Genomic DNA, 22665 nt, shown 5'->3' with positions numbered 1-22665 from the left:
CCGATGCCCGAGCTCCCCGAGGTCGAGGTCGTCCGTGCCGGCCTCGAGCGCCACGTCGCCGGCGCCACCATCGCCGCCGTCGAGGTGCTGCACGAGCGCCCCGTGCGCCGGCACCCGACCGGCGCCGCGGGCTTCGCGGCAGCACTGCTCGGCCGGCGGATCGAGGGCGCCCGCCGCCGCGGCAAGTACCTCTGGCTCCCACTCGACGACGGCAACGCGCTCCTCGGTCACCTCGGCATGAGCGGCCAGATGCTCGTGCAGACGCGGGACGCGCCCGCCGAGCGGCACCTGCGCGTGCGGTTCGCGCTCACCGGCACTCCGGATGGTCGAGGAGGTCGCGAAGCGACCGTCTCGAGACCCCGGGAGCTGCGCTTCGTCGACCAGCGCATGTTCGGTGGGCTCTCGGTGTCCGTCGGCGGTGCGGACCTGCCCACCGAGATCGCGCACATCGCGCGCGACCCGCTCGACCCCGAGTTCGACGACGCGGCGTTCGTGGCTCGCCTGCGCAGCCGTACCTCCGGCGTCAAGCGGCTGCTGCTCGACCAGGGCCTGATCTCGGGCGTGGGCAACATCTACGCCGACGAGGCGCTCTGGCGGAGCCGGCTGCACGGCGAGCGCCCGGGCAACCGGCTGACCCGCGCGCAGGCCGTCGAGCTCCTCGGACACGCGCGCGACGTCATGAACGAGGCGCTCGCCCAGGGCGGCACGTCCTTCGACGCGCTCTACGTCAACGTCAACGGCGAGTCGGGCTACTTCGACCGCTCGCTGCACGCCTACGGTCGCGCGGACGAGCCCTGCGACCGGTGCGGTACGCCGATCCGGCGGGTCGCGTTCATGAACCGGTCGTCGTACTACTGCCCGCGCTGCCAGACGGCTCCCCGCTCGGCGAGGTCGAGGGCGTAGGTGCCGGCGGGGGACTGGGGTCGCGGGGCACCCGGACGGTGATCCACCGCTTCACCGCGACGTGCGTCGCCGTCCGCAGGACCCGGACGAGGACCCGCACCCGGCCGGAGTACGACGACAGGTCGTGGCTCGCATGGCCCTCGGCGTCGAGCTGGCGGATCCCGATCCGCACCAGGCGTCCGTCCGCGGCCCTGCGACTGATCGTGACGGCGTCACCCGGCTCGGCGCCCACGACGCGGGCGGACACCACCGGTCCGGTCGAGCTCAGGGTCAGCACCGGCTGGACGCCGATGCGGCGGGGCCGCGACCGCAGGACGGAGCCGGCGACGTCCTCGCCGGCGGTCTCCGTGTCCTCGACGTCGACACGCACGCGGAACCAGGCGTTCTCCTCGAGTGGGCCGGTGGCGAAGGTGGCGGTGCCCTCGGCGTCGGTCGTCGCGGACGCGACCCGGCTCCAGCGCTCGCCGGCGTGCCGCCGGAGCAGCCAGACCTCCTGGCCGGGCACCGGCTCGCCGTCGCTCAGCACGACCCCGGTGACGCTGGCCTGACCGCCGCTCGTGACGCGCCGTGCCGAGGCGGTCACGGTCGCGCTCGTCGGCCGGGCCGCGGGATCTCCCGGCACGCCGCCGCTCGGGCCGCCGCCGGCACCGGGCGTAGCGGGAGCCGTCGCGCTCGGCGACGCCGCATCCGTCGCGCCCGTGGCGGCGCTCGGGGCGCCCGTCGGGAGGTCCGAGGGCGGCACGGGTCCGCTCGGGCTGGGCGTCGTGCCGGCCGGGGCGCCGCCGGCCGAGCTGCGCGCGGAGTCCGAGGCGGTCGCGTCCGAGGTGGGCGAGTCTCCGGTCGCCCGGGCGGACGCGCTCGCGTCGGGCTCGTCCCGACCCTCCGGGGCGGTCGCCGGCGGGGGAGCCGGCCGCGCGGGCGGGACCCCGACGCCGCCGAAGGCGTCGTGCGCGATGGACTGCACCGGGTGCGGCAGACGCTGCGTGTACGCCGCGGCGGCCATCCCGCCGGTCAGGGTGACGCCCGCCAGCAGCGCGACGCCGCCGACGCCGACGCGGCCGGCGATGCGCCCGGCCACGCGGCCGTGTCCGCGGGCCGACGCCGAGCGTCGGTACGCCGCGACGAAGGACGCCTCCGCGGCGAGCTCCTCCGGAGTCCCGGGGGCGCGCAGGGCGCGCACCAGCGCCGAGTCCTCGAACTCCTCCAGTCCGTCGTGCTCCATGCTCACCTCACCCCCTCGCCGCTCGTGCCCGGTGTGTCCGGGCCAGCTTCTTCAGCGCCCGGTGGACGTTGACCGCCACGGTCCCGGGCTTCTTGTCCACGATGGCGGCGACCTCGGCCACTGACAGGCCGGCCACCACCCGCAGCATGACCATCTCGGCCTGGGGTGGGGGCAGGCTGGCGACCAGGCGGACGGCGGCCTCGGTGTCCACCCGCTCGAGGGCCGCGGCCTCGGCGCTGGGCGCCGTACCGATGTCGATGACCTCGGCGGTGGGCGTGCTGGGGCGGGCCGCGCGGGCGCGTCCGGCGTCGATCGCGCGGTGCCGGCCGAGGGTGAACAGCCAGGCGCGGAACTCCGAGGGGCCGCCGGAGAAGCGGGGCAGGTCGCGGATGACGTGCAGCCAGGTCTCGGCGGCGATGTCCTCGGCCGTGTCGCGGTCGCGCACGCGGAGATAGCGCAGCAGCGGGGGGTGGAGGAGGCGCCAGACCTCGGCGAACGCGCCCTCGTCGCCCTCGAGTGCCCGTGCCAGCGGCTCGCCGAGCGGATCGGCGGTGCGGTCGGGCTCCCGCGACGTCAGGACGACTCCTCGCTCGATGGTCAGGGCACGCACGGCAGGCGGCTCCGGCACGGGGCCGCTCAGCTCGCCCACCGCGATCGATCCTGACACACCACGGTGAGCGCGCCGGGAGGCCGATCCATTACACGCCGCGAGACGCCGTCGGCGTCTGCGGACCTCCTTCCCGGGTAGGGAGCGTGTAATCCCCCGCCCTCCCCATCCGCTGTGGTGGGTGTCATGTTCGACGACAGCCAAGGAGTACGAACCATGAACCCTCAGCTTCGGCGTACGGCGGGCGCACTCGCCCTCGTGACGGGCGGTGCCCTGTGGGCCACGACCGTCGTTCCCGGGACGGCCTACGCCGCCGACCCGCCGCTGTGCAACGGCAAGGCGGCGACCATCGTCGGCACCGACGCCGACGACAAGCTCGCCGGCACGAACGGTGACGACGTCGTCTTCCTCGCGAAGGGCAACGACACCTTCGACGGCGGCAAGGGCAACGACACCATCTGCGCCGGCGACGGCAACGACACCGTCGACGGCGGCGAGGGCGACGACTGGGTGGACGCCGGCGTCGGTGACGACAAGGTGAGCGTGCTCGACGGCGTGGACACGGTCCTCGGCGGGGACGGCGACGACACCATCACCAGCAGCGTGCCCGTCGCGAACATCCGCGGGGGCGCGGGCGACGACATCGCCTACGTCAGCTTCCTGACCAGCACCCTGCGGATGAACGCGGGCGACGACACCGTCGTCTTCGACCGCACCTCCGGCGAGCTCAAGGGTGGCAAGGGCGAGGACGGCTTCGTCACCGCGGCCGCGCAGCCCGGCAACGGCCCCCAGCAGGGGCTGAACACGGCGACCACCTCGCTGGTCCGGGGCGGCTCGAGCGTCGACGCGATCAGCTTCAAGCCGCTCACCACCGCCGTGCGTCTCGACGTGTCGGCCGGTCTCGCCAGCTGGGAGGGCGGCAACACCGTCCGGCTCAAGGGCCTGCAGGCCTACTCCGGCAGCAGCGCCAACGACACCCTGCTGGGCAGCGGGAGCGCGGAGACCATCCGCGGCAAGAGCGGCGACGACGTGATCCGCGGTCGCGGCGGCAACGACACGCTGCGCGGCGGTCCCGGCACCGACGTCGTCTACGGCGGCACCGGACGGGACAACTGCACCGGCGAGGTGCAGCACTCCTGCTGACCCCGCTGGCCTGCGCACCCTGCTGACCGGGTGCGCACCCCCCGAGCGTGTCGGGAGGGCCCGGTCCGCCGGGCCTTCCCCGTTGCGGCGACCGCGGCCTTCCCGACACTCAGCTCCCGCCTCACTACCCGCCTCCCCACCCGGCGCTCTCGCCCCGCTCCGTCTCCGGCGTCGTAGGTTTGACCCCGCCGCCCCGAAGTGGGACTCTTGGAGACGGCCCCCTCGGGCCGACACCCAGTCGAACCGGAAGGCTCAACTTCATGGCCAAGGCGCTGATCGGTCACCTGAACAGCGACCTCCGCGACCCCCGTCTCGCCGTCGAGAACGCTCGGCTGCGCAACCGGGTCGCTGAGCTGGAGTCCCTCGTCCTCCGCCTCTCCGAGGAGAACGACAAGCTGATGTCGGCCCGCGCGGCCGAGATCCTGACCGGCGACGCGGAGATGCAGCCGGCCTGACGCACGACTCCGACGACGGGCTCCGTCGTCGCCCCCCAGGTGCACCACGTTCGGACCACCTCGCCGTACGGCGTCGTGGTCCGTCGTCCTTTTTCGCCCCACGCGAGCAACCGCGGCGACGCCCGGCTGCCGGGATCCGTCGCCGGGGCGGGGTAGCCTGAGGCCTGCCGAGCTTCCCCCGCGTCGGACCCACTGCCCGACCCCGAAGGGAGACTGCGTGTATCTGAAGAGCCTGACCCTGAAAGGGTTCAAGTCCTTCGCGTCCGCGACCACCCTGCAGCTCGAGCCGGGCATCACCTGCATCGTCGGTCCGAACGGCTCCGGCAAGTCCAATGTCGTCGACGCCCTCGCCTGGGTGATGGGCGAGGCCAGCGCGAAGAGCCTGCGCGGCGGCAAGATGGACGACGTCATCTTCGCCGGCACCTCCGGCCGTCCCCCGCTGGGGCGGGCCGAGGTCGTGCTGACGATCGACAACTCCGACGGCGCGCTGCCGATCGAGTACTCCGAGGTCACCATCAGCCGGACCATGTTCCGCACCGGTGGCTCGGAGTACGCCATCAACGGCACCACGTGCCGGCTGCTCGACGTCCAGGAGCTGCTCAGCGACTCCGGGATCGGCCGCGAGATGCACGTGATCGTCGGGCAGGGCCAGCTCGACCAGATCCTGCACGCGACCCCCGAGGACCGCCGCGGCTTCATCGAGGAGGCCGCCGGCGTCCTCAAGCACCGCAAGCGCAAGGAGAAGGCGCTGCGCAAGCTCGACTCCACCGAGGGCAACCTCAACCGGCTCAACGACCTGCTCAGCGAGATCCGTCGCCAGCTCAAGCCGCTCGGGCGCCAGGCCGAGGTGGCCCGGCGGGCCGCGACCGTCCAGGCCGACGTCCGCGACGCCCGGGCGCGGCTCCTCGCCGACGACCTCGTGACCGCGCGGACGGCGCTCGAGCAGGAGCTCGCGGACGAGAGCGTGCTGCTCGCCCGGCGTGCCGAGGTGGAGCGCGCGATCGCTGCCGCGCGCGAGCAGGAGGCGACGCTGGAGGCAGCCCTGCGCGAGGACCTCCCGGCGCTGTCCGCCGCGCAGGAGACCCTGTCCTCGCTGACCGCCCTGCGCGAGCGCTTCCGGGGCACCCAGAGCCTGGCCGCCGAGCGGGTCCGCAACGCCGCGGGCGTCGCCGAGACCGAGGTCGAGCAGGGCCGTGACCCCGAGGAGATCGAGGCGGAGGCGGAGCGTCTGGCCGCCCACGAGGCGCAGATCGCCGGGCAGGTCGCGCAGCAGCAGACGGCGCTCGAGGAGGCCGTCGCCGCGCGTCGTGCCGCGGAGGACGCCGCGGCCGCCGAGGAGCGCCGCGTCGCCGGGCTGCTCCGCGCGGCGGCCGACCGCCGCGAGGGCCTGGCCCGGCTGCACGGCCAGGTCAACACCCTGCGCTCGCGGGCGCACGCCGCCGAGGAGGAGATCGGCCGGCTCGAGTCCGCGCGCGCCGACGCGCTGACCCGGGCCGAGCGCGCCCAGCGGGACTTCACCGCGCTCGAGACCAAGGTCGCCGGCCTCGACGCCGGCGAGGAGGGTCTCGACGCGGAGCACGAGGCCGCGGTCGCGGCCTTCGACGACATCGAGGAGCGCCTCGCCAAGGTCCGCGCGGAGGCCCAGCAGGCCGACCGCGACAAGGCGGGGCTCAGCGCGCGCAAGGAGGCCCTCGAGCTCGGCCTGGCCCGCAAGGACGGTGCCGGGGCGCTGCTCGCCGCCTCCGACGCCATCTCCGGCCTGCTCGGCTCCGTCGCTGCCCTGGTCACGGTGCGCAGCGGCTACGAGGGCGCCGTCGCGGCCGCCCTCGGCGCCGCGGCCGACGCGGTGGCCGTCACCGACGCCGACACCGCGGTCGCCGCGATCGACCATCTCAAGGCCGACGACCTCGGCCGCGCCGGGCTGCTGCTCGGCGGGGGAGAGGCCGAGTCCGCCGCCTCCTGGCCGGCGCTGCCGCCCGGCGCGGCGTACGCCGTCGACGTCGTGGAGTGCCCGGCGCAGGTCCGCCCCGCGCTCAACCGGCTGCTGCGCAAGACCGCGGTCGTCGACGACCTCGTCGCCGCGCGGTCGCTGGTCGCCGAGCTGGCCGACGTCGTCGCGGTCACCCGCGACGGCGACCTGCTCGGCGCCCACTTCGCCTCCGGCGGCTCGCACGCCACGCAGAGCCTGCTGGAGATCCAGGCCGCCGTCGACGAGGCCACCGAGGCCCTGGCCGAGGCCGTCGCCGCCGCCGAGCGGCTCGGCTTCGACCTGGCGCGGCTCGAGACCGAGCGCGCCGAGGCCAAGCAGCGCGTCGACGTGGCCCTGGCGCGGCTGCACGAGTCCGACGCCACGCTCGCGGCGGTCGCCGAGGAGCTGGGCCAGTACGGCTCGCTCGCGCGCGCGGCGCGCGCCGAGGCGGACCGGATGACCGAGGCCATCGCGCAGGCCGAGACCTCCCGCGAGCAGGCGCTCGTAGGCCTGGCCGAGCTCGAGCAGCGCCTCGCCGCCGCCGAGGAGGACACCGAGGAGGAGCCGGACACCACCGAGCAGGAGCGCCTCGTCGAGGCGACCCGAGCGGCCCGGCAGAGCGAGATGGAGGCGCGCCTCGCGCTGCGCACCTCCGAGGAGCGCGCCCGCGCCCTCCACGGGCGTGTCGACCAGATGCGCAAGGCCGCCGCCGCCGAGCGCCAGTCCCGCGCCCGTGCCGCCGAGCGTCGCGCGCGGCTGCTCGCCGAGGGCCGTGCCGGGCAGGCGGTCGCCAGCGCGGTGACCGTCGTCCTGGCTCGCCTGGAGAGCTCGATCCAGGAGGCCGCGCAGCGGCGGCAGTCCGTCGAGGACTCCCGCCGCGGTCGCGAGCAGGAGCTGATGGCCGTGCGCCAGTCGCTGCGCGAGCTCGACCGGGAGCACCACGAGCTGGTGAGCTCGGTGCACCGCGACGAGATGGCCCGCGCCCAGCAGCGGATGCGGATCGAGCAGATCGAGACCAAGGCGCTCGAGGAGCTCGGTCTGGAGCCCGACGCGCTGGTGGCCGAGTACGGCCCGGACCAGCCGATCCCCGTGCTGGAGCCGGACGGCGGGGAGGCCGCGGCCGACGGGGACGCGCAGGGTGGAGACGGCGAGCCGCCCGCCCCCCGCACCGTGCCCTTCGTCCGCGAGGAGCAGGTCAAGCGGCTCAGGAGCGCCGAGAAGGCGCTCGGCATGCTCGGCCGGGTGAACCCGCTCGCGCTGGAGGAGTTCACCGCGATGGAGGAGCGCCACCAGTTCCTCTCCGAGCAGCTGGAGGACCTCCGGGCCACCCGCAAGGACCTCCTCGACATCGTCAAGGACGTCGACGCCAAGGTCGAGCAGGTCTTCACCGAGGCGTACGCCGACGTGACCCGCGCCTTCGACCAGACCTTCGCGCGACTCTTCCCCGGCGGCGAGGGCCGGCTGGTCCTCACCGACCCCTCCGACATGCTCACCACCGGCATCGAGGTCGAGGCCCGCCCGCCCGGCAAGAAGGTCAAGCGGCTCTCGCTGCTCTCGGGCGGCGAGCGGTCGCTGGTCGCGGTCGCCTTCCTCGTCGCGCTGTTCAAGGCCCGCCCCTCGCCCTTCTACATCCTCGACGAGGTCGAGGCGCGCTCGACGACACCAACCTGGGGCGCCTCCTGGAGATCTACGAGGAGCTGCGCGAGAACTCCCAGCTGCTCGTCATCACCCACCAGAAGCGGACCATGGAGGTCGGCGACGCGCTCTACGGCGTCACCATGCGGGGCGACGGCGTCTCCGCGGTGATCAGCCAGCGGCTGCGCGAGGAGCCCGCATGACCCAGCCCGCGAGCGGCCCCGACCGCGCCCGGCCCGACCGGTCGTCGTACCGCGCGTGGCGGAGCGCGACGACCCGCTGGTCCGACGACGACGTCTACGGTCACCTCAACAACGCGCGCTACTTCGACCTCATCGACACCGCCGTCAACGCGCACCTGCACGAGGCGACGGGCACCGACATCCGCCGTCTCCCGGCGATCGGCGTGGTCGCGGAGGTCTCCTGCCGGTACTTCGCCGAGATGGGCTACCCGCGGCCGATCGACCTCGGCCTCGTCGTCGAGCGGCTCGGCCGCTCGTCCGTGATCTACCGGGTCGGCCTCTTCCAGGGCGACCCCGAGGGGGAGGGCGGGCTCGCCCGCGCGGAGGGCCGCTTCGTCCACGTGTACGTCGACAACACCGACCCCGCACGACCCTCGACCCCCATCCCGGACCTCATCCGCACCGCGCTCGCCCCGCTCTGTCCCCCCGAGGTGTGAGCTGTGGGGGCGCGAGGTGTGCGCTGTGGGGCCCCGCAGCTCACACCTCGCGCACCCACGGCGGCGGCGATGCCGGGTCTCTTGGAGCTGCGGTGCAAGATAGGCGCAGAGCGATCCCTACTCGGAGGAGTCGAACGTGCTTGTCGTGGCGCTGGCGGTGCTGCTGAGCCTCGTCGTCTCGGCCGTCGTGGCCCTCTATGTCGCCTACCCGCACCGCGGGGAGGAGATGCCGGTGGTCCCGTGGCTCGGCGAGGCGATGACCCGGGCGGTCGAGGCCGCTCCCGTGCTCGACGACGACGAGCGCGACCTGCAGCGCCTGCGCTGAGCACCCCGGAGCCGGATCGAGCCTCCGCTTTCGACCGGGCCGGGCCGACATGATGGGATGAGCCCCATGCAGGAGTGGCTCTACCTCGTCATCGGGATCGCGGTCGTCGGCATCCTCGCGATCGTCGGCTTCGTCGGCACCCGGGTCCGCCGTACCGGCACGCTGCCGAAGGGCTCCGCGACCGACGTCATCACCGCGCCGGTCGATACCGAGGTCCCGCCCACCGAGGAGCTCCCGGTCGAGGCGCCGGTCGAGGCGCCGGTCGAGGCGCCGGTCGAGGCGCCGGCCGAGCCGGCCGCTCCGACCCTGGACAGGCCGGAGAAGCCGGCCTCGCGTCTGGTCCGCCTGCGGCAGCGGCTCGCCGGCTCCAACGCGCTCGGCCGCGGCCTGCTCGGCCTGCTCAGTCGCGACCAGCTGGACGAGGACACCTGGGAGGCGATCGAAGACCTGCTCCTCGGCGCCGACATCGGCGTCGCGCCCACCCAGGAGCTGGTGGAGCGGCTGCGCACCCGGCTGCGGGTCGAGGGAGGCCAGGCGCCCGACGTGCGCGCCGTGCTCCGCGAGGAGCTGGTCGAGCTCGTCGACCCGACGATGGACCGCGCACTCCACGTCAGCGGGGAGGGCGACGACCCGGGTGTGGTGCTGGTCGTCGGCGTCAACGGCACCGGCAAGACCACCACCGTCGGCAAGCTCGCGCGGATCCTGGTCGCCGAGGAGCGTACGACGCTGCTCGCCGCCGCCGACACCTTCCGCGCCGCTGCCACCGAACAGCTCGCCACCTGGGGTGAGCGGGTCGGCGTCGAGGTCGTCCGCGGCCCCGAGGGGGGCGACCCGGCGAGCGTCGCGTTCGACGCCGTGAAGCAGGGCGTCGAGCGGGGTGTCGACACCGTCGTGGTCGACACGGCCGGCCGGCTGCAGAACAAGCAGGGCCTGATGGACGAGCTCGGCAAGGTCAAGCGGGTCATCGAGAAGCAGGCGCCGGTCACCGAGGTGCTGCTCGTCCTCGACGCCACCACCGGCCAGAACGGCCTGATCCAGGCCAAGGTGTTCTCCGAGGTCGTCGACGTCACCGGCATCGTGCTCACCAAGCTCGACGGCTCCGCCAAGGGCGGCATCGTGGTCGCCGTCCAGCGCCAGCTCGGGGTCCCGGTGAAGCTGGTCGGCCTCGGCGAGGGGCCCGACGACCTCGCGCCCTTCGACGCCGCGGCCTTCGTCGACGCCCTGCTCGGCTGAGCCTCGCCGTCGCCCGCCCCCGGCCTGCGTGCCGGGAAGGAGGCCGGCATTTCCGGCGGGTGTGGCGCACCTCTCGTCCCCGCGGGGGTTCACCGGCACGTAACCGCCGTGAGGCACCCGTTACGAGCCGGAAACATCGCGTCGCGTGAGGCGAAACCTGCGCGCCCGAATGTTCGGGGCATGGAAAACGGCTACTACACCTGGATGCTGGTGTCGGCCTCGCTCGTCCTGTTGATGACCGCCCCTGGCCTGGCGCTCTTCTACGGCGGCATGAGCCGGACCAAGTCAGTGCTCAACATGATGATGATGTCCTTCAGCGCCCTGGGCGTGGTCGGCATCGTGTATGCCCTGTGGGGGTGGTCGATGTCGTACAGCACGACCTTCGCCACCGCCGACGGCGCGACGGGCAAGGAGATCGGCAAGCTCTTCTCCAACCCGTTCACGCAGTTCGGGCTGGAGAGCACGGATCCCGCGAACTACGTCTTCGTCGCCTTCCAGCTGACCTTCGCGGTGATCACCGCCGCGCTGATCAGCGGTGCGGTGGCGGACCGGATGAAGTTCTCCGCGTGGCTGGTGTTCCTGCCGATCTGGGTGACGCTGTCGTACTTCCCGCTGGCGCACATGGTGTGGGGCGGCGGGTTCCTCAGCGGCGTGGAGAACGGGCTCGCGGACCTGCTCTTCTCGGGTGACGGCGCGGCCGAGGTGGCGCCGATCGACTACGCCGGCGGCACGGTGGTCCACATCAACGCCGGTGTCGCGGGCCTGGTGCTGGCGCTCCTGCTCGGCAAGCGGCTCGGGTTCGGCAAGGAGCCGATGAAGCCGCACAACCTGACCCTGACCATGATCGGCGCGGGCCTGCTCTGGTTCGGCTGGTTCGGCTTCAACGTCGGCTCGATCGTCAACCTCGACGCCTACACGACCGAGACCGGCCTGGTGTGGCTCAACACCACGCTCGCCACCTGCGCGGCGATGATGGGCTGGCTGCTCGTCGAGAAGATCCGCGACGGCCACGCGACCTCCCTCGGCGCGGCGTCCGGCGTCGTCGCCGGCCTGGTCGCCATCACGCCGGCCTGCGGCAACCTGGTGCCCTGGAGCTCGATCGTGCTGGGCCTCGTCGCCGGTGGCGTCTGCGCCCTGGCGGTCGGCCTCAAGTACCGCTTCGGGTACGACGACTCGCTGGACGTCGTGGGCGTCCACCTGGTCGGCGGCCTGGTCGGCACGGTCGGCGTCGGATTCCTGGCCTCCAACGAGGGGGGCCTGCTCACCGGCGGCGGCGCCAAGCAGCTGGTCGTCCAGGTCGCGGTCGCACTCTTCGCGATGATCTGGTCCGGCATCGCCACCCTGGTCGTCGCGCTGGCGGTCAAGGCGACCCTGGGCCTGCGGATCGTGGAGGAGGACGAGGTCGACGGGATCGACTTCGCCGAGCACGGCGAGGCGGCCTACGATCTCACCACCGGCGGCGGTGCCGCTCGTCGTACCTCGGTCCTGAGCCCGTCCACTCCTTCGGAGGTAAGCGCATGAAGCTGGTCACCGCGGTCATCAAGCCGCACAAGTGGGAGGACGTCCGGGAGGCGCTCGAGGCCTTCGGCGTCACCGGGATGACGGTCAGCGAGGTCAGCGGCTACGGCCGGCAGAAGGGCCACACCGAGGTCTACCGGGGAGCGGAGTACGACATCGCGCTCGTGCCCAAGATCCGGATCGAGATCGTGGTCGACGACGCCGACACCGCCGACATCGTCGGGATCATCACCAAGACGGCCCACACCGGCCGGATCGGCGACGGCAAGGTCTGGGTGAGCCCGGTCGAGTCGGTGGTGCGGGTCCGCACCGGCGACACGGACGCCGCCGCGCTCTAGGTCTCACCAGCCCCGCCCGGAGGTTTCGAGGCTCGCAAGCTCGCACCTCAACCACCGGGCAGCCCCGCCCGGAGGTTTCGAGGCTCGCAAGCTCGCACCTCAACCACCGAGCAGCCCCGCCCGGAGGTTTCGAGGCTCGCAAGCTCGCACCTCAACCACCGGGCAGCCCCGCCCGGAGGTTTCGAGGCTCGCACCTCGACCACCGGGCGGGGCTTCACCCGCGTGTAACCGCTGTCAGGAGACGTGTTACACGCGCGAAACAAAACCCCCGCACAGTGTGCGGATGCCCGATCTGCTGCTCGTCACCGCGGCCCCCGCGACGGCCGCCGGCGACACCGCCTGGCTCCTCGCCGCGGCCGCCCTGGTCCTGCTGATGGCGCCGGGTCTCGCCTTCTTCTACGGCGGCATGGTGCGCTCCAAGAGCGTCCTCAACATGATGATGATGGTCTTCGGCGCTCTCGCCGTCGTCATGGTCGTGTGGGTGCTCGTCGGCTACTCGCTGGCCTTCGGCGACGACCTCGGCGGCGGCCTCGTCGGCGACCCGAGCCAGTACGCCGGGTTCCGGGGGATGCTCGAGCCCGACCCGGAGGCGTCGTACCCGATCCCGCTCTTCGCCGCCTTCCAGGGCCTCTTCGCGGTGATCACGGTCGGCCTGGTCGCCGGCGCGATCGCGGACCGCACCCGGTTCGGGACCTGGCTGCTGTTCGCCGCGCTGTGGACCGTGCTCGTCTACGCCCCGGTCGCGCACTGGATCTTCGACTTCAGCTCCGGGGACCACGTGGGCGGCTGGATGGCCAACGAGCTCGGCGCGCTCGACTTCGCCGGCGGGACGGCCGTCGAGATCAACTCCGGCGCCGCCGGGCTCGCCGCGGCCCTCGTGCTCGGCCGCCGGGTGGGCTTCGGCCGGGAGCCGATGAAGCCGCACAACCTGACCCTGGTGATGGTGGGGGCCGGCCTGCTGTGGTTCGGCTGGTTCGGCTTCAACGCCGGCTCCGCCCTCGCGGCCGACCACACCGCCGCCATCGTCTTCGTCAACACCCTGCTCGCCGGCTGCACCGGTCTGCTGGCGTGGCTCGCGGTGGAGCGCTTCCGCGACGGCCACGCCACCTCCTTCGGCGCCGCGTCCGGCGTCGTGGCCGGCCTGGTGGCGATCACGCCGTCGTGCGGAGCGGTCACCCCGATCGGGGCGATGCTCGTCGGCCTCGCGGCGGGCTCGGTGTGCGCGCTGGCGGTCGGCCTCAAGCACACCCTCAGGTACGACGACTCCCTCGACGTCGTGGGCGTCCACCTCGTCGGCGGCCTGGTGGGGACGATCCTCATCGGTCTCCTCGCCTCCTCCTCCGTCGGCGCCGTCGACGGCCTCCTCTACGGCGGCGGAGTCGACCAGCTCGGCAAGCAGCTGGTTGCGGCGGGCGCGACCCTCGTGTACTCGTTCACCATGACCGCCGTGCTGGCCTGGGTCCTGGACCGCACCGTCGGCTTCCGCGTCGACCCCGAGCACGAGGTCGCGGGCGTCGACCTGGTCATCCACGCCGAGACCGCCTACGACCTGCACTCCGCCACGGGCGGCGCCCGTCCCCACGTCGCCGGTCAGGGATGACCGCAGCCGAGCGGGCGGCGCGCACGGACGCCGCCGACGCCCTCTGCCTCAGCGCGTACGACGCGGCGGCGGGCCCGGAGTCGGGGGTGGCCCTGGTGGCGGTCGGGGGCTACGGCCGGGGCGAGCTCGCGCCGTACTCGGACCTCGACGTGGTGCTGGTCGCCGACGAGGGGGTGGACGAGCGCCGCTGGACCGAGCTGGCGAGCCAGGTCTGGTATCCGCTGTGGGACTCCGGTGCGAAGCTCGACCATGCGGTGCGCACGCTGCCGGAGATGCTGACGGCGGCGGAGAACGACGTCCGCGTGGCGTCGGGCCTGCTCGACGTGCGCCATGTCGCGGGTGACCACAGCGTCGCCCTGCGGCTGCGCACGACCACGCTCACGCACTGGCGCCGCCAGGCCCGGGAGCGCCTCCCCGAGCTGCGCGAGCTGGTCCGCAGCCGGCACCGGCTGGTCGGGGAGCTGGCCCACCTCTCCCTGCCCGACGTGAAGGAGGCCGAGGGCGGCCTGCGCGACGCGACCGTGCTCAAGAGCCTCACCGCCACGTGGCTGGTCGACGTCCCCGCCGCCGACCTCGAGCGCTGCCGGCAGCAGCTCCTCGACGTGCGCGACCTGCTGCACACAGCGGCCGGACGGGCGAGCGACCGGATCGCACCGGAGCACTGGGCGCCCATCGCGCAGGGGCTGGAGCTGCCCGACGAGGCCGCCGCACAGCGCTACGTGCGCGAGCTGGGCCGTCGGGTCACCCATCTGTCGCGGCTGGCGTGGCGTCGTACCGACGACGCCCTGCGGCGCACCTCGGCCGCCCGTCCCCGCCGCCCGGAGCTGGAGCGGGTCGCCCCCGGCATCGCGCTCTCCCGGGGCGAGGTCGTGCTCGAGCGCACTGCGCGGCCCGCGGCCGACCCGGTGCTGCTGCTCCGCGCGGCGGCGGAGGCAGCCACCCGCGACGTGGTGCTCGCGCCCCCGACCGCCGCACGGCTGGTGCGGGAGTGCCCGCCGCTGCCGGACCCGTGGCCCGACGAGGCCCGCCAGCAGCTGGTCCGCCTGCTCGCGGCCGGCCCGGGGCTGCTGCCGGTGTGGGAGACCCTCGACGAGACCGGCGCTCTCGACCGGATCCTGCCGGAGTGGGAGCGCATCCGGCTGCTGCCCCACGCCTCGCCGATCCATCGCTTCACCGTGGACCGGCACGTCGTGGAGACGTGCGTGGAGGCGTCGGCGCTGATCCGGGAGGTGTCGCGTCCGGACGTGCTCGTCGTGGCGGCCCTCCTGCACGACATCGGGAAGGGCGAGCTGGTCGAGCACAGCGTCGCGGGCGCGCCGATCGCCCGGGCGATCGCGAGCCGGATGGGCTTCTCGACCGCCGACGCCGAGCTCATCGGCCAGCTGGTCCGCTGGCATCTGCTGCTGGCCGACATCGCCACCACGCGCGACCCGGACGATCCCGCCACGATCGACGCCCTGATCGAGCACGTCGGCACCGTGGAGGCGCTGGCGCTGCTGACCGCGCTGTCCGAGGCCGACGCGAAGGCGGCCGCTCCGAAGGCGTGGTCGTCGTGGCGGGCCGGTCTCGTGCTGGACCTCTCCCGCCGCGCCCGCGCCGCGCTGCAGCAGGGCAGCGTGCCGCCGGCGTTCGGCGTCGAGGAGCTCCCGATCCCCGACGGCGTCGCCGACGGGGAGGTCTCGATGGTCGTCGAGCCGGCCGCGGACGGCTCGCGGGTGACCGTCGTCGCTCTCGACCGGGTCGGCCTGCTCGCCGACGTCGCGGCCGTGTTCGCCCTGCGGCGGATCGCCGTGCGGGCGGCTCGGCTCTGGTCGCAGGGGGAGTACGCCGTGTCCGTCTGGGACGTCGCCGAGGCGGGGCTCGACCCGGGCGCGCTGCGCGACCAGCTGGACGCGATCACCTCGCGCCGGATCGACCCGGCCCAGCGCCTCGCCGCGCGCCAGGCGACCGGCGAGCTCGACCCCGCCGTCGTCGTCCGGCCCGAGGCCAGCGACCACGCGACGGTGATCGAGGTGCGCGCCGCGGACCGGCTCGGTGTGGTGCACCTGGTGAGCGCGGCCCTCGCGGACCTCGAGATGACGGTGCGCTCGGCCCACATCTCCACCCTCGGGCCGCAGGCCGTGGACGTCTTCTACGTCCAGGAGGCCGCCGCCGGCGCCCTCTCGGAGACGCGGGCGGCCGAGGCCGCCCACGCCGTCCGGAGGACGATCGGGTCCAGCTGATCAGGAGAGCGGAGAGACCACCTGGGTGGATGCCCCCGTCACCGGGTCGATCTCGTAGTAGTAGTGCGGCGAGCCGTCCCGGTTGGGCATGCTCGCGGGGTCGGGGCTGACGCCGAACGCGGTGCAGACCAGGGTGCCGTTGGGGTTGAGGTGCGCCTCGATCATCTCGGTGTTGCCCGGGAACCGCTTGGAGAACGGCAGCTGCGGCTTGTTGACGCAGGTCTCGGGCAGCATCAGGCCGTAGATGCCGCCGTGGGCGACGACGACGCCGGTGCCCCGGTCGTTGCGGTGCTCGCGCGCGTACTGGGTCCACCACCGGTCCCAGCGCTCCTTGACGTCGTAGTAGTCCTCGGTCCCGCCGAAGTCGTTACCGCGGGTGGAGGGGTCCGTGACCCAGCTGGCCATGATCCCGCCGGCCACCCGCTCGTCCTTGGAGACCAGCTCGACCTCGCGGATGTCCTCGTCCGCCAGCACCGGGACGTCGTGGTCGGCGGCCACGCCGTCCGCGGTCTGGTAGGTGCGGACCATGATCGAGGAGTCGACCGACGTGATGTCGTCGTCGTGGAGGAAGTCGACCAGCTTGGCGGCCTGCTGGATGCCGAGCGGCGACAGCTCCTCCTCGGGCACGGGGTAGGTGCTGTTGGCGTGCCGGACGAACAGGATGTCGTAGCCGGGCTTCGCGTGCTTGGGCTTCGGGTCGGCGTCGGCCTGCAGCCCGACGACGGCGGGCGTCGTGGCGAGGACGGCGATCGACGCGGCCAGCGCGGCGAGTCGGGTACGGCGGGTGGGCGACATGTGGGCCTCCGATGGGAGTGGGCGGGAGGCCCGAGCATCGGAACGCGGCGCCCGCGGGCGGGCACGGATCCCGGTCAGTGAGACCTGGCTCACGTCCCCGTGGGCCGGACGAGCGGGGTTGAGTCGTCAGTAGTGACCCGTCGAGTCGTCAGTTCCTACCCGTTGAGCGGTCAGCGGGAACGCGCTCCCCGACGACTCGGCGGGTCACTACCGACGACTCGGCGGGTCACTACTGACGACTCAACGGTCACACAGTCAGCAGCACCGGGCGCGCGGGTCGTGCTCCTTGGCGTCGGCGCGGTGGCGCTCCCACGCCCGCCGTGACATCGGCGGGGTGCCCTCCCGGCCGCAGCGCTCGACGTACTCGTCCCAGCGCGCCTCGCCGGTCGCCTCCCGGACGTACCACCGCAGGCCGCGCCAGGCGCGGACGAGCGGGGTCAGGACCTGGCCCGTCGGACCCACGGCGCTCATCGCGGGCTCCCTGTCAGCCGCGACTCCTCCCAGGCCCGCACGGCGGCCTTCTCCTCGGCCGTGGCGAAGAAGTCCGCCGGCGCGACGATCTGCGAGGGCACCGCCGGCACCTCGGTCGTCGGCAGACCGCCGGCCCGCAGGGCCCGGACCCAGACGACGACCGCGTTGGCGACCACCACGATGACGAGGATCGCGAAGGTGAGCTGCAGGACCCCGTTGGTGGTGGAGTTCGTGACCACCTGGTCCATCTGTCCGATGTCCTTCGCCGGCGCGAGGACCTCGCCGGCGTCGCGGGCGTCGCGATAGCGGTCGGCCTGGGCGAAGTACCCGATCGCCGGGTTGTCCGAGAACACCTTCTGCCAGCTCGCCGTCATCGTGGTGACGAGGTCCCACACCAGCGGCACCAGCGGCACCCATACCCACCGGGCCAAGCCATGCTTGAGCATCAGCGTGACGCACACGCACAGTGCGATCGCGGCGAGCAGCTGGTTGGAGATGCCGAACAGCGGGAAGAGCTGGTTGATCCCGCCGAGCGGGTCGGTGACGCCGACGTAGAGCATGTACCCCCACGCCGCCACGACGAGGGCACTGGCCGACCAGGCCGCGGGCCGCCAGGAGGTGTCGGCGTACCGGGGCCAGAGGTTGCCGATCGTGTCCTGCAGCATGAACCGGCCGACGCGGGTCCCAGCGTCGACGGCGGTGAGGATGAACAGCGCCTCGAACATGATCGCGAAGTGGTACCAGAACGCCGCGAGTCCGCCGCCGAAGGCGTCGGTGAAGATCTGGGAGATGCCGACCGCCAGGGTCGGGGCACCGCCCGTCCGCGAGATCAGGGTCGGCTCCTGGACCGCCGCCGCCGCCTGGGTGAGCGTGTCAGGGGAGAGAGTGAACCCGAGGCCGCCGACGAACTCCGCCGCACTGGCGGCCGTCCCACCCGTCGCGCCGGCGGGGCTGTTCATCGCGAAGTAGAGGCCCTGGTCGATCACGCAGGCCGCGATCAGCGCGCTGATGGCCACGAACGACTCCATCAGCATGCCGCCGTAGCCGATCATCCGGACGTGGCTCTCCTTCGCGATCATCTTCGGGGTGGTGCCCGAGGAGATCAGTGCGTGGAAGCCGGACAGCGCGCCGCAGGCGATCGTGATGAACACGAACGGGAAGAGCTCGCCGGCGAACACCGGCCCGTCGCCGTCGAGGGCGAAGCTCGTCACGTCCTCGTTGGCCAGGGCGGGCCGGGCGAGCAGCAGCCCGACCGCGAGCAGCACGATGACGCCGATCTTCATGAACGTCGACAGGTAGTCGCGCGGCGTCAGCAGCATCCAGACGGGCAGCACCGAGGCGACGAAGCCGTACACGATCAGGCAGATCGTGAGGGTCTCGTGGGACAGCGTCAGCGTGTCGCCGAGGCCGGTGTCGTCGACCCAGCCGCCCACGACGATCGCCAGCAGCAGCAGGGTGACGCCGATGGCGGTCGTCTCCGAGACCCGCCCCGGCCGCAGGTAGCGCAGGTAGAAGCCCATGAACAGCGCGATGGGGATGGTCAGGCCGATCGAGAAGACGCCCCACGGCGACTCGGCGAGCGCGTTGACCACCACGAGCGCGAGCACGGCGAGGATGATGATCATGATCGCGAAGACCGCGACCAGCGCGGCGACGCCGCCCACCGGACCGATCTCCTCGCGCACCATCTGGCCGAGGCTCTTGCCGTCGCGGCGCATCGAGAAGAAGAGCACCATCATGTCCTGCACGGCGCCGGCCAGGATCACGCCGACGATGATCCAGATCGTCCCGGGCAGGTAGCCCATCTGCGCGGCGAGCACGGGTCCGACGAGTGGTCCGGCCCCCGCGATCGCCGCGAAGTGGTGGCCGAACAGCACCCGGCGGTCGGTCACGTCGAAGTCCTGGCCGTTCTCCAGCCGCTCCGCGGGCGTGGCGCGCGAGTCGTCGACGCCGAGCACCCGGTGCGCGATGAAGCGCGCGTAGAAGCGGTAGGCGATCGCGTACGACGCCAGCGCGGCGAACAGGATCCACAGCGCGGAGACCTCCTCGCCGCGGGAGAGGGCGAGGACCGTCCAGCAGACCGCACCCACGAGCGCGATCGCACTCCAGAGCGCGATGCCCGCCGGGGTCATCCGGCGGCGGGGGCCGTCGGGTCGTCGTACAGGTGTGGTGGTTGCCATCGTGGATCCTCCTCGACCCGGTGGGGTGCCCCCGGTGGCACTCCCGACCACCGCGACGGGTGGACGGCACCCGCGCAGTACCCTCGCCACGTCCACCGCAGACGTCGGCCCCCAGGGCGCCGGCGGCTACGATCGATGTTCGAAGACTCCACTTCTACCGACGAATCCGACGAGGACGCAACGCTCTTGTTCGCCACACTTTCCGACCGCCTCACCGCGACCTTCAAGAACCTGCGCGGCAAGGGACGGCTCTCCGAGGCCGACATCGACGCGACCGCCCGCGAGATCCGGATCGCCCTGCTCGAGGCGGACGTCGCCCTGCCGGTGGTCAAGGAGTTCGTCGCCGCCGTCAAGGAGCGCGCCCGCGGCGAGGAGGTCAGCCAGGCGCTGAACCCCGCGCAGCAGGTCGTCAAGATCGTCAACGACGAGCTCGTCGCGATCCTCGGCGGGGAGACCCGGCGGCTGCGCTACGCCAAGTCCGGCCCCACCGTGATCATGCTCGCCGGCCTCCAGGGCGCCGGCAAGACCACGCTCGCGGCCAAGCTCGCGCTCTGGCTCAAGGAGCAGGGCAAGACGCCGATGCTCGTGGCCTGCGACCTCCAGCGGCCCAACGCCGTCCAGCAGCTCCAGGTCAACGGCGAGAAGGTCGGCGTCCCCGTCTTCGCGCCGGAGCCGGGCAACGGCGTCGGCGACCCGGTCTCGGTCGCGCAGGCCTCGATCGAGGAGGCCAAGCGCAAGCTCCACGACGTCGTCATCGTCGACACCGCCGGACGCCTCGGCGTCGACGCCGAGATGATGGCGCAGGCCGCCGGGATCCGCGACGCCGTCCAGCCCGACGAGGTCCTCTTCGTCGTCGACGCGATGATCGGCCAGGACGCCCTCGTCACGGCCCAGGCCTTCCTCGACGGAGTCGGGTACGACGGCGTCGTCCTCACCAAGCTCGACGGCGACGCCCGCGGCGGTGCCGCCCTCTCGATCCGCCAGGTCACCGGCCGGCCGGTCATGTTCGCCTCCTCCGGCGAGAAGATGACCGACTTCGACGTCTTCCACCCCGACCGGATGGCCTCGCGCATCCTCGACATGGGCGACGTCCTCACCCTGATCGAGCAGGCCGAGAAGGCCTTCGACCAGGACGAGGCGCTCAAGGCGGCGGAGAAGCTCACCCAGGGCGACTTCACGCTCGACGACTTCCTGGCGCAGATGCAGCAGCTGAAGAAGCTCGGCTCGATGCAGAAGATCCTCGGGATGCTGCCTGGCATGGGCCAGATCCGCGAGCAGCTCGAGAACTTCGACGAGCGCGAGATCGACCGCATCGAGGCCGTCATCCGCTCGATGACGCCGGCAGAGCGGGCCAACCCCAAGCTCATCGACGGCTCGCGCCGCGCCCGGATCGCCAAGGGCTCGGGCCGCTCCGTCTCGGACGTCAACAGCCTCGTCGACCGCTTCTTCGAGGCACGCAAGATGATGATGCAGATGGCCCGCGGTGGCGGGATGCCCGGCATGCCGGGGATGCCGGGGATGCCCGGCATGGGCGGCCCGGGCGGGGGCAAGCGGGCCAGCGCCAAGCAGAAGGCGAAGCAGGCCAAGGGCAAGGGCGCGCGCCGCTCGGGCAACCCCGCCAAGGCGGCCAAGGAGGCCGCCGCCGCGAAGGCCAAGGCAGCCGAGGCGAAGCCGAACCCCTTCGGCATCGGCCAGGACATCGACTACGAGGCGGCGGCGCAGAATCTCGAGCTGCCGAAGGACTTCTCGAAGTTCCTCAAGTAGGACACTCATATTGCGGTTTGGGACCAAACCGCGGGTTTTCGGGGCCGGGACGTGCGGTTCGTGACCAATCGACGGGGGTGAGGGATGGGCTCGGTCCTCATCGTCGACGGCGCCAACGTGGTCGGCGCGCGCCCGGACGGCTGGTGGAGGGACCGGGCGGGCGCGGCGGCCCGGCTGCACGAGCAGCTTCTCGTCGCGGACGTCGAGTACGACGCCGTGGTGCTCGTGCTGGAGGGCCAGGCGAAGGGCGGCGTCCGTGCCGGCCGCGACGCCCACGTCCGGACCGTCCACGCCCCGAAGGACGGCGACGCCACGATCGTCGCCGAGGCGCGCAAGGCCGCCGAGAAGGGCGACCGGGTCGTCGTGGTGACGGCGGACCGGGCGCTCGACGCGCGGGTGCACGGGGCGGGGGCCACCACGCTGTCGCCGACCTGGCTGCTGTCCCGGCTCTGACTCCGGGCACCGGACCGGCCGTGCCTCGAAAGGGGGCACCGGCGTGGCCGGAGGCGTTGGTAGCGTCGTCCGGGTGAGTGCACTGCGGTTCTCCGGACCGGTCCTGCCCGACGGCGAGGTGCGGGACGTCTACGTCCTCGACGGCCGGGTGACCTACGACGCGCCGGCCGGCGCGGAGTCGGCAGGGGAGGGCTGGATCGTGCCCGGCCTGGTCGACGCGCACAACCATCTCGGCCTCGACGACGGGGGAGCGGTCGACGACGCCGAGATCGAGCGGACCGCGATCCTCGACCGCGACAACGGGGTGCTGCTGACCCGCGACTGCGGCTCGCCGGCCGACACCCGATGGGTCCAGCAGCGCGACGACCTGCCTCGGCTGGTCCGCTGCGGCCGGCACGTCGCGCGGACTCGTCGCTACCTGCGCGACTACGGCGTCGAGGTCGAGCCGGACGGGCTGGTCGACGCCGTGGCCGAGCAGGCCCGGGCGGGCGATGGCTGGGTGAAGCTGGTGGGCGACTGGATCGCCCGCCACCGGGGCGACCTGGCGCCGTCGTTCCCCGCCGACGCCGTCGCCGCGGCGATCGAGGTCGCCCACGCCCAGGGGGCCAAGGTGACCGCCCACTGCTTCGGCGAGGCCTCCCTCGGCCCCTTGCTCGACGCCGGCATCGACTGCATCGAGCACGGCACCGGGCTCACCACCGAGCTCATCGAGCGGATGGTCGCGCAGGGTGTCGCGCTCGTGCCGACGGTCCTGCAGACCGACAAGTTCCCCGAGTTCGTCGCCGCCGCGCGCGACAGGTTCCCGGCGTACAGCGCGACGATGGAGACCCTCCACTCCCGCCGCCGCGAGGTCCTGATGAGTGCCTACGACGCGGGGGTCCCTCTCTACGTCGGCAGCGACGGAGGCGGCTCGGCTCGGCACGGCGTGCTCCACGAGGAGATCCTCGCCATGGCCGCGATGGGCCTGCCCAACGAGTACGTGCTCGGCGCCGCCTCGTGGCGAGGCCGCGCCTGGCTCGGCTGGAACCCCGGCCTCGACGAGGGCGACCCGGCCGACTTCGTCGTCTACCCGCGCAACCCGGTCGAGGACCTCTCGGTGCTCGCCCAGCCGTCCCGCGTGGTGCTGCGGGGCAGGGTCGTCGCCTGACCTACG

The 22665-nt window shown here is 73.1% G+C and carries 19 protein-coding genes; 14 read left to right on the top strand and 5 right to left on the bottom strand.

From position 1 onward, the window contains the following. The first annotated feature begins 3 nt into the window (after positions 1-3). Positions 4-903: a bifunctional DNA-formamidopyrimidine glycosylase/DNA-(apurinic or apyrimidinic site) lyase gene (gene mutM / locus ACJ5H2_RS14710; protein WP_408896159.1), complete on the top strand. Its 900-nt coding sequence runs from the start codon at positions 4-6 to the stop codon at positions 901-903. On the opposite strand, the gene ACJ5H2_RS14705 is transcribed toward mutM, so the two are convergent. Then, on the bottom strand, positions 833-2131 hold the full coding sequence (locus ACJ5H2_RS14705) for a hypothetical protein (protein ID WP_408896158.1): 1299 nt from the start codon (positions 2129-2131) through the stop codon (positions 833-835). The two genes, mutM and ACJ5H2_RS14705, sit on opposite strands and share 71 nt — an antisense overlap. A 1-nt stretch (position 2132) precedes the next feature. Beyond that, positions 2133-2774 carry an RNA polymerase sigma factor gene (locus tag ACJ5H2_RS14700; RefSeq protein WP_408896157.1) on the bottom strand — a complete coding sequence of 214 codons (642 nt, stop codon included), beginning with the start codon at positions 2772-2774 and terminating at the stop codon, positions 2133-2135. 174 nt (positions 2775-2948) lie between these two features. Here ACJ5H2_RS14700 and ACJ5H2_RS14695 point away from each other — a divergent pair, with 174 nt between their 5' ends. The 10 genes from ACJ5H2_RS14695 (at position 2949) to ACJ5H2_RS14650 (ending at position 15849) form a co-directional block, all read left to right on the top strand. Continuing rightward, entirely contained in the window at positions 2949-3875 is a 927-nt protein-coding gene (locus ACJ5H2_RS14695) for a calcium-binding protein (RefSeq protein ID WP_408896156.1), read from the top strand. A gap of 260 nt (positions 3876-4135) precedes the next feature. After that, positions 4136-4330 (top strand): hypothetical protein, encoded by a 195-nt coding sequence (locus tag ACJ5H2_RS14690; RefSeq protein ID WP_141006760.1) that lies wholly within the window; start codon positions 4136-4138, stop codon positions 4328-4330. Positions 4331-4547: 217 nt separating this feature from the next. After that, a complete protein-coding gene (gene smc / locus ACJ5H2_RS14685) occupies positions 4548-8105 on the top strand; it encodes a chromosome segregation protein SMC (protein ID WP_408896155.1) in 3558 nt (1185 codons plus the stop codon). Between the two features lie 28 nt (positions 8106-8133). After that, positions 8134-8613 (top strand): acyl-CoA thioesterase, encoded by a 480-nt coding sequence (locus tag ACJ5H2_RS14680; RefSeq protein ID WP_408896154.1) that lies wholly within the window; start codon positions 8134-8136, stop codon positions 8611-8613. 136 nt (positions 8614-8749) lie between these two features. Beyond that, positions 8750-8938, top strand: coding sequence for a hypothetical protein (locus ACJ5H2_RS14675; RefSeq protein WP_408896152.1), 189 nt, complete (start codon positions 8750-8752; stop codon positions 8936-8938). Positions 8939-8995: 57 nt separating this feature from the next. After that, entirely contained in the window at positions 8996-10171 is a 1176-nt protein-coding gene (ftsY, locus tag ACJ5H2_RS14670) for a signal recognition particle-docking protein FtsY (RefSeq protein ID WP_408896151.1), read from the top strand. A 180-nt stretch (positions 10172-10351) separates the two neighbouring features. Continuing rightward, complete coding sequence (locus ACJ5H2_RS14665) at positions 10352-11692, top strand: ammonium transporter (RefSeq protein WP_408896150.1); 1341 nt, start codon at positions 10352-10354, stop codon at positions 11690-11692. Next, complete coding sequence (locus tag ACJ5H2_RS14660; protein WP_408896149.1) at positions 11689-12027, top strand: P-II family nitrogen regulator; 339 nt, start codon at positions 11689-11691, stop codon at positions 12025-12027. The genes ACJ5H2_RS14665 and ACJ5H2_RS14660 overlap by 4 nt, the downstream gene beginning before the upstream one ends. Positions 12028-12310: 283 nt before the next feature. Further along, positions 12311-13627, top strand: a complete 1317-nt coding sequence (locus tag ACJ5H2_RS14655; RefSeq protein ID WP_408896148.1) for an ammonium transporter — start codon at positions 12311-12313, stop codon at positions 13625-13627. Continuing rightward, positions 13624-15849: a [protein-PII] uridylyltransferase gene (locus ACJ5H2_RS14650; protein WP_408896147.1), complete on the top strand. Its 2226-nt coding sequence runs from the start codon at positions 13624-13626 to the stop codon at positions 15847-15849. Before ACJ5H2_RS14655 ends, ACJ5H2_RS14650 begins: the two co-directional genes overlap by 4 nt. On the opposite strand, the gene ACJ5H2_RS14645 is transcribed toward ACJ5H2_RS14650, so the two are convergent. The 3 genes from ACJ5H2_RS14645 to ACJ5H2_RS14635 form a co-directional block, all read right to left on the bottom strand. Beyond that, positions 15850-16644 (bottom strand): histidine phosphatase family protein, encoded by a 795-nt coding sequence (locus ACJ5H2_RS14645; protein WP_408896146.1) that lies wholly within the window; start codon positions 16642-16644, stop codon positions 15850-15852. A gap of 255 nt (positions 16645-16899) precedes the next feature. After that, complete coding sequence (locus ACJ5H2_RS14640; protein ID WP_408896145.1) at positions 16900-17115, bottom strand: YbdD/YjiX family protein; 216 nt, start codon at positions 17113-17115, stop codon at positions 16900-16902. Beyond that, the gene (locus tag ACJ5H2_RS14635) at positions 17112-19295 is read right to left on the bottom strand and encodes a carbon starvation CstA family protein (RefSeq protein WP_408896144.1); all 2184 of its coding nucleotides are present in this window, start codon (positions 19293-19295) and stop codon (positions 17112-17114) included. Before ACJ5H2_RS14635 ends, ACJ5H2_RS14640 begins: the two co-directional genes overlap by 4 nt. A gap of 186 nt (positions 19296-19481) precedes the next feature. Here ACJ5H2_RS14635 and ffh point away from each other — a divergent pair, with 186 nt between their 5' ends. The 3 genes from ffh to ACJ5H2_RS14620 all read left to right on the top strand — a co-directional run bounded on the left by ffh (position 19482) and on the right by ACJ5H2_RS14620 (position 22659). Continuing rightward, positions 19482-21059, top strand: a complete 1578-nt coding sequence (gene ffh / locus ACJ5H2_RS14630; RefSeq protein WP_408896143.1) for a signal recognition particle protein — start codon at positions 19482-19484, stop codon at positions 21057-21059. Between the two features lie 84 nt (positions 21060-21143). Next, positions 21144-21512 (top strand): NYN domain-containing protein, encoded by a 369-nt coding sequence (locus ACJ5H2_RS14625; RefSeq protein ID WP_408896142.1) that lies wholly within the window; start codon positions 21144-21146, stop codon positions 21510-21512. 73 nt (positions 21513-21585) lie between these two features. Beyond that, the gene (locus ACJ5H2_RS14620; RefSeq protein ID WP_408896141.1) at positions 21586-22659 is read left to right on the top strand and encodes an amidohydrolase family protein; all 1074 of its coding nucleotides are present in this window, start codon (positions 21586-21588) and stop codon (positions 22657-22659) included. Positions 22660-22665: the final 6 nt, after the last annotated feature.

It is taken from the genome of Nocardioides pymetrozini (assembly GCF_046058985.1).
Taxonomy (GTDB): Bacteria; Actinomycetota; Actinomycetes; order Propionibacteriales; family Nocardioidaceae; genus Nocardioides.
The sequence above is the reverse complement of the archived record's forward strand: the minus strand, read 5'-3'. Positions and strand labels throughout refer to the sequence as shown.

What these genes read in the sequence shown, in the direction of transcription:
- ACJ5H2_RS14650 (WP_408896147.1), top strand. Translation starts at nt 13,624, where the DNA reads ATGACCGCAGCCGAGCGGGCGGCGCGCACGGACGCCGCCGACGCCCTC.
- ACJ5H2_RS14655 (WP_408896148.1), top strand. Translation starts at nt 12,311, where the DNA reads ATGCCCGATCTGCTGCTCGTCACCGCGGCCCCCGCGACGGCCGCCGGC.
- ACJ5H2_RS14695 (WP_408896156.1), top strand. Translation starts at nt 2,949, where the DNA reads ATGAACCCTCAGCTTCGGCGTACGGCGGGCGCACTCGCCCTCGTGACG.
- mutM (WP_408896159.1), top strand. Translation starts at nt 4, where the DNA reads ATGCCCGAGCTCCCCGAGGTCGAGGTCGTCCGTGCCGGCCTCGAGCGC.
- ftsY (WP_408896151.1), top strand. Translation starts at nt 8,996, where the DNA reads ATGAGCCCCATGCAGGAGTGGCTCTACCTCGTCATCGGGATCGCGGTC.
- ACJ5H2_RS14660 (WP_408896149.1), top strand. Translation starts at nt 11,689, where the DNA reads ATGAAGCTGGTCACCGCGGTCATCAAGCCGCACAAGTGGGAGGACGTC.
- ACJ5H2_RS14690 (WP_141006760.1), top strand. Translation starts at nt 4,136, where the DNA reads ATGGCCAAGGCGCTGATCGGTCACCTGAACAGCGACCTCCGCGACCCC.
- ACJ5H2_RS14640 (WP_408896145.1), bottom strand. Translation starts at nt 17,115, where the DNA reads ATGAGCGCCGTGGGTCCGACGGGCCAGGTCCTGACCCCGCTCGTCCGC.
- ACJ5H2_RS14680 (WP_408896154.1), top strand. Translation starts at nt 8,134, where the DNA reads ATGACCCAGCCCGCGAGCGGCCCCGACCGCGCCCGGCCCGACCGGTCG.
- ACJ5H2_RS14645 (WP_408896146.1), bottom strand. Translation starts at nt 16,644, where the DNA reads ATGTCGCCCACCCGCCGTACCCGACTCGCCGCGCTGGCCGCGTCGATC.
- ACJ5H2_RS14665 (WP_408896150.1), top strand. Translation starts at nt 10,352, where the DNA reads ATGGAAAACGGCTACTACACCTGGATGCTGGTGTCGGCCTCGCTCGTC.
- ACJ5H2_RS14625 (WP_408896142.1), top strand. Translation starts at nt 21,144, where the DNA reads ATGGGCTCGGTCCTCATCGTCGACGGCGCCAACGTGGTCGGCGCGCGC.
- ACJ5H2_RS14635 (WP_408896144.1), bottom strand. Translation starts at nt 19,295, where the DNA reads ATGGCAACCACCACACCTGTACGACGACCCGACGGCCCCCGCCGCCGG.